This is a genomic window from Alcanivorax sp. HI0083, from assembly GCF_001635175.1.
Genome location: NZ_LWFX01001508.1, coordinates 1 through 6,442, shown reverse-complemented (window position 1 = coordinate 6,442; position 6,442 = coordinate 1). Strand labels below are relative to the sequence as shown.

General features: G+C 56.9%; 5 protein-coding genes and 1 pseudogene. All 6 read right to left on the bottom strand.

Going from position 1 to position 6,442, the window contains the following annotated elements; translation table 11 throughout:
• Nucleotides 1-231 precede the first annotated feature (231 nt).
• A complete protein-coding gene (pelG, locus tag A3754_RS22800) occupies nt 232-1,602 on the bottom strand; it encodes an exopolysaccharide Pel transporter PelG (RefSeq protein ID WP_063521425.1) in 1,371 nt (456 codons plus the stop codon).
• On the bottom strand, nt 1,602-3,170 hold the full coding sequence (gene pelF, locus A3754_RS22795) for a GT4 family glycosyltransferase PelF (RefSeq protein WP_063521424.1): 1,569 nt from the start codon (nt 3,168-3,170) through the stop codon (nt 1,602-1,604). Before pelF ends, pelG begins: the two co-directional genes overlap by 1 nt.
• On the bottom strand, nt 3,148-4,158 hold the full coding sequence (locus A3754_RS22790) for a hypothetical protein (protein WP_063521423.1): 1,011 nt from the start codon (nt 4,156-4,158) through the stop codon (nt 3,148-3,150). Before A3754_RS22790 ends, pelF begins: the two co-directional genes overlap by 23 nt.
• Nucleotides 4,151-5,485 (bottom strand): PelD GGDEF domain-containing protein, encoded by a 1,335-nt coding sequence (locus tag A3754_RS22785; RefSeq protein WP_063521422.1) that lies wholly within the window; start codon nt 5,483-5,485, stop codon nt 4,151-4,153. The genes A3754_RS22790 and A3754_RS22785 overlap by 8 nt, the downstream gene beginning before the upstream one ends.
• Nucleotides 5,485-6,009: a hypothetical protein gene (locus tag A3754_RS22780; protein WP_063521421.1), complete on the bottom strand. Its 525-nt coding sequence runs from the start codon at nt 6,007-6,009 to the stop codon at nt 5,485-5,487. Before A3754_RS22780 ends, A3754_RS22785 begins: the two co-directional genes overlap by 1 nt.
• 11 nt (nt 6,010-6,020) lie before the next feature.
• Nucleotides 6,021-6,442 (bottom strand): annotated as a pseudogene (locus A3754_RS28115) (hypothetical protein); the annotation flags it as partial.

The following is a 6,442-nucleotide window of genomic DNA, read 5'->3' as shown; positions in this document are numbered from 1 at the left end:
TAGCCATCTCTCCACTTCTCCTTGTTCGTGCAGCCTCATCCGGTCAACGAAGGGCTCGGATACCGTTCAAGTTTTGAGAGAAATGCTGGCGGGACCTATCTACATCACAGGCTCAGGGCCTCAGGTCGAATACGGGTTGCCCGCCAGCAGTGGCGGAAGGGTAGCAAATCCTTCCGCCGGAGAGACACAAGGTCGAATTAGCCTGAAAGGCGTAATCCGACACTGTACCTGTCAATTAAGCATAAAGGTGGAATATTCCAGTTCTGCCATTTTGCGACTGACCAGCCACAGGCCGAGCAGCACACACACCGCCAACGCCAGCAGGAAACCGAAGCCAAAGAACTGGGGCCCCAGGTACAGGCTGATGCCGGTAAAAATCACATTAAGCACAAAGAACAACGCGGTCAGCAGCACCAGCATGCGGCGCTGATCCAGATAACAGAACACGTTGATGATGGCCAGGAAGACAACCTGCAGGGCGGTGGCGATTAGCTGCACCTTGAGCAACGGCAGATACAGTTCCGAAATGCCCAAAGCGTTAAAGATCTGCGCGCCGGCCACCATGATCACCAGCGCCGAGATCGCCTGAATCTTGAGAATCTGGAAGATGCCCTGGCGAATGACAAACACCATCTGGTTGCGCATATCTTCGATATAGGACAGCGATCCGCCCTCACGGACCGCATCGTAGAAGTTGGAGTAGTACTCTACAAAATCGGTCTCCATACGCACCAGAAATACGGCCATGCCCGGGATCAGTGACAGATACGACAGGAACACGGGAATATCGTAGATCAACGAGGCCCGCAGCGGCCCGATCACATCGCTACCGGTGCCGTCGTAAAACCAGAACATGGCCTTGTCCGCCCACACCCCGGCATTATAGAAAAAGCCCACCAGCATCAGGCTGGGGTACAGGTATTTTTTGCCGAACATGTCGAACGAGACGATGCTCTCGGCCGGGTAGCCTCGCACAATCAGCACCAGCATCCCCGCCAGCAGGGTCACCTGCCCCAGCAGAAAGCCCAGCAGCAGGCCATCCAGGTCCAGAAACCGCAACATCAGGGCACCCAGCACCGTAATGGTGTAGCCCAGGGCGTAGAGCAACAAAATGGCCTTGTACTGCTTCATGCCGGAGAGAAAAACGGTGGCAATCCAGATATTGCTCAACACCACAAAACAGGCGATCAGCAACACCCGGAACAGCACACTCTGCCCGGGAAACAGGAACATGGCCGCCGGCAACGCCAGCAGACCGGAGATAACCGTCACCAGCACTGTAACGCCACCAAAATTGGGCAGAATCAGGTCTTCACGGTTTTCAAACGAACGGTCCGCACAGAAGCGGGTAAAGGCCAGCTGCACAATGCCGGTGAGAATCAGGCTGATGGCAATCAAATAGGTCACGGTAATCTGGAACTGTGTCACCGAGGCATCCGGCACCACCATCCCCAGGCTGAAGATACCGATAATCAGAATGCCGATGATCGATAACACCCAGGGGCCGGAACTGATTACACCGGCATAGGCATAGGCCCGGATCAGGCCCAGCAAGGTGTCCTTGCGCAACAATCGACGCAGTTCAAAACCAATGCCGGCCATTAGTGGCGTCCCTCCCGGCGACGATTGTTGTTTTCTTGCGGGCTGGCTGCGTCCGTGTCCCTCACCAGCGACTGGTACAGGTCACGGTAGGCGCCAAACATCATGTCCTGGGTGTACAGGTTCTCCACCCGGCGAATGCCTGCCTGCTGCGCCTGGTGCCAGGCATCCCTATCTTTCAATAGCGAGGCAACCGCATTGCCCAACGCTTCCGGGTCGGCAATGCCCACCACTTCGCCGGCTTTTCCATAGGCCCGATCGGCTTCGCCCAGGCCTTCAATCAGCTGACGGCAAGACCCCACATCCGTGGAAACGGCCGGCACCCCGGCGGCAAAGCCTTCCAGCAACACCAGCGGTAACGCCTCACTGATGGAACTGAGCACGATCACCCCCACTTTGGGTAGCAGCTCATCAATTTTCTGGAACCCCAGAAACTTCACATTTTTTTCCAGCCCCAGACTGGCCACCAGGCCGTGGCACTCCTTGGCGTATTCCTTATCTTCATCTTCCGGGCCGGCAATCCAGCCTTCCGCGTCTGGCAATACATTGACCAGGGTCCGCATGGCACGCAGAAACGTTTTCACATCCTTGATGGGCACAACCCGGCCAATCAGACAGGCCACCGGGGGAACCGATTCACCCCGAGCCGCCCGCACTTTCTGCATGCGCGGTAGATCAATGCCATTGGGGATATTCAGGGTGCGCTCTGGCGGCGCGCCATCTTCCATTTGCCGCTCCCGGTTGCGCTCATAAAGCGCCACGATCCGGTCCGATGCCTGGTAGCACTCGCGCCCCAGCTCGGTGAAAAAATTCACCCACTTTTCGCGAAAGTAGGCCATCTCCGCGTTGTTCTTTTCCACCAGGCCGCGGTTATCGCTGATCCATTCGCTCTGGAACAGGTCGATCTTGCGCTCCTTGGTATAAATGCCATGCTCGGACAGCAACAACGGCTTGCCGGTGCGGCGCTTGAGCATGGCCCCAAGAAAGCCCGCATAGCCGGTGGAAATGGTGTGGTACATCTTTGCCGGTAGCAGGTTGTTGGCAATATCGTTGAGCACCCAGATGGGCGAATGCATGATGCGAACAGTCCAGAAATAATCCACAAAGGACGGATCCCGGCTGAACTCGCGATACGCTTCAGCAATGTAATCCCAACTGGCCCGGCTGTGCAGGAACGATTCTTCGGAATAATCCTCCCCTTCCCCCAGGTGCGTGACGATGCGGCTGAACAGTTCGCTGCGTTCTCTGGAGTGAACGCCCTCTTTCACCATTTCATGGAAACGCCGCAGGTCGGCATAGGCCTTGCGATTGCCCTTTAAGGAACGCTTTTGTGGCCCCCGCTGAAAATTATGCAGGTAATGCACTTCCAGGTGCACCACGTTATCCGGCAATTCATATTTCATCTCGCCGTAGTCTTCCGGGCGGCTGCCCACAAAACAGCAGGCAAAGGTATATTCGGGAAAACCACGAATAATCTGGTTTACCCAACTGGACACGCCGCCACTCACATAGGGAAAAGTGCCTTCCAGTAATAAACAGATATCGGCGCTATCCGCCCGTGGCAGGCTCATAGCCCCTCCAGAATTCAACGGATTTATTGAGTTGGGTGAACTGGCTGTCATCGGTAATTTCACGCATCAGCAACCGTACCAGCGGTATTTGCCGGCGCTGCAGGGCGATCTCCGCAAGCCAGGGATTCACTTTCGCTGCAGACAACCCCAGACGACGGGCAAAGGTCATGGACTGATGCGCTTCACCAATTTCTCCCTGGCCTAACTGAATGCGCCCGCGCAGCAACCACAAACCGGCATCCTCTGGCGCTTCCATCAAGCCCATGTCGGCGTAGAATGCGGCCCGTTCCAGCGTCAGGGTACGGATATCCCCGCGCACCAGGTCCTGATAGTTCAGCTCCCAATACAGTTCACAAAGACGACGGGCCAAACGGTAGCGGCGCGACTCCGTGGCTCGCTCCAGCAGATTCAGGGCCCGCTCGATATCCCGGGTAATCTCCTTTTCTTTCTGGTCAAGAATCCCGTAAGCCAGTAGCCGCAAGTCTTCAAAGGAATCGCCCAGGGTATGGCGCAACAAATTGCCCGTTACCCTGGCAGGCATATCCTTGAGCACCAGCATCCCCTGCACCCGCAAGGCATTCGGCGCCCGGGATGTAGTCAGCAGGTTTTTCAGGTCGATTTGCCGAAAGCCCGCCGCGCTGTTGACCTGTACCGGAGAAAAATAAGGCTGCTCCACCAATCCGAAGGGTTTGTCCCGAAACAGCGCCGGTAGCCAGATACCCAATGCCACCCCACCCAGGATGGTGATCAGCCCCACCGCCGGGATAAAAAACGCAAAAGAAAAAATCAGCACCCAGGACAGAATTTTTGGCGTCCTGAAACGTGCCGGCAGCAATCCCCAGGCAACAAAAGACAACAGCGCCGACGCCAACCCGTGAGAGAACAGGTACAGCACGAACAACGACAGGTCAGCCTGTCTGCTCAACAGCAACAGCAGGGAGGCGATCTCCGCACTGATCGCATAGATAAGCAGCTTGAGACTAGACACCCGCCGCCTCCAGTAGCTCAGCCACCTGCTCCATTGCCTCACGCTGATCCAGGTGGCGGTAATAGAACTGCACCCCGGCCTGGCGCAGGCTCATGAACGCATACTCATCGGCCAGCCATTTCTCGGTGCGCAGCACAAAGCCTTCCAGACTGGATTCCCCGGTCATCGGCATCATGATCATCAAGACGTTGTCGTTCAACCACCAGGCAAGATCCAGGCTGCGCAGGCCGCGGGCCAGCGCATCAAGAATCAGCCCTGCCTGTTCGCTGTCATCCGCGACAAACAAGGTGAGGGAGGTATCCACCCGGCCGCCCTCACGCAGACGTACCAGCGCAGCCAACTCACTGGCAATCCGGAATGGCATGGTGGGCCAGCGGTCCAACATGTCGTCGACTTCATCGCCGGCATGCACCACATCCGCATAGAAGTTAAGCAGCACAGACAACAGCTGCAGGTTTTCATAATTGATAGACAGGAATGGCAAACGCTCAATCACCATCACCCCGATCAAGGCGCCACCACTGTTGATAATCGGGGCCGCAACCAGATACTGGCCATGATAATTGCTGTCGTGGTCATGCTGCTGCACATGGGCAAGCAGCTGGTTTTCCAATGCGTGCTGGAGCAAAGCATTGTTGCGCTCCAGTGGACGCATTTCGCCCAGCTGGGCAGCCGGTTCATCGTCTATATGGCCATCCACCACCCGATAAAGCGCAGCACGCTGCAGCTGGCAATATTCCGCCAGCATGTGAATCAGGTCGTCCGCTGCAGGAAGCCGAACCCTGTCACTTTCATCCAGGGTCAGATCGCGCAATCGCACCAACGCATCACGCACGGTATAGGGCTTGATCAGCAGGTTTTCTTCCAACCGGTCATGGGAAAGACGCAACAGCACATACCGCTGCGTCAAATTCTGCAAACGCTCCAGTGCATAGCTGGCGGCGCTGTCTGCGCGCATCAGTTTGACGCGCCACATATCCGCAAACTCACCGCAAATAAGAATAATCACGAAACCACCAAGCATGGTGGTTTCCGGAAAGTCCATGCCTGAATAGAAACCCAAAGACGTGAGCAAAAACCAGCTGGCCACCAGACACAGCATGCCGAACACCCCGAGCAAGCTACCGTAACGCAACGCCAGTAGTATCGGCACCAGCAATACCCAACGGAAGGTCCCGATGAGTGTCAGCGGATCCTCCTCGCGCAGCCACAACCCCATGACAACGGCCAGCGCCATCAGAATCACTGCTTCGCACAGCGACCACAGCACTCTTGGCTGGGGCATGAATAGCCCCGCCAGCTTGCCGTTACTGATGCGCTCAAGCATTACTGCACCACCGGGGCGAGCAATTTATCGATGACTTTCTGCCCGGTTTCGCTGAGCGACTGGCGTGCCCAGCCGGCCCGTGAGCCCGTGCCGCTATAGACGATACGCCCTTCCGGCAATTCACGGATTTCGATCATTACCCCCACCGCGGGCTCACCATCAACACCGGTTTTATAGCGCCATTCGTGTACTACCCCGCTCACCACATATTGGGCCGATTGCGAGGCGACCCACTGATTCATGTTCTTGCGGTTGGCCGCCGAGGTGCCTTCAAACAGCACCCCTTCATTATCGCTTTCCGGGTAGCGGGTTACGTTATTCACGCCATGGCGATACAGCACGGATTCGACAATGGCTGCCGCCCGCAACCCCGCCTGGGGAGTGGCAGTGCGGTTGACCATCGGCAACACCAGCCAGGTGCCCTCGCCGGACAGTTCCACATCCTGGCTGCTACGAACATGGGTACACCCGGCCAGCACGGTGGCTAACAGCAAAGTTCCCAGTAGCACAATGCTCAGTCTCATTGGATTCACTCCTAGTAATAAACTCTATATTGCAGCCCGAAGCGGTAGCTGTCTTCACCACTACCCCCGCTATTGAGCTGTTGTTCTGCATACAGCTTCCATTCATCCCGACCGATCAGCGGCCCCTCCACACCGAAGCGGCCGGTAAAACCCGCTCCCGAGAGGCTGTTATGGCTGTAACCAATTTCTGCCCAGCCCTGCAAACGGTGCGGACGAATATGCACATCCGGCTGGCCCAGCAGGAACACCACTTCCGATTCGTGATAGTCCTGCGGCAGCGGTAACGTCTGGGCGCCGGGCGGCAGCAAGGCACGTACTTCGGCCATGCTGTCGTTGCCGGCGGTAAAGTCCGCCTGGGTATGCCTCACCCGCACCCCGGGAGAGAAGCGCGACAACCAGGGGCGCCAGGTACTCTGGGCATTAATGATGCTGC

Excerpts from the sequence above, each read along its gene's own strand:
- pelF (WP_063521424.1), bottom strand. The coding sequence starts at position 3,170 with ATGAGCCTGCCACGGGCGGATAGCGCCGATATCTGTTTATTACTGGAA.
- A3754_RS22785 (WP_063521422.1), bottom strand. The coding sequence starts at position 5,485 with ATGCTTGAGCGCATCAGTAACGGCAAGCTGGCGGGGCTATTCATGCCC.
- A3754_RS22780 (WP_063521421.1), bottom strand. The coding sequence starts at position 6,009 with ATGAGACTGAGCATTGTGCTACTGGGAACTTTGCTGTTAGCCACCGTG.
- pelG (WP_063521425.1), bottom strand. The coding sequence starts at position 1,602 with ATGGCCGGCATTGGTTTTGAACTGCGTCGATTGTTGCGCAAGGACACC.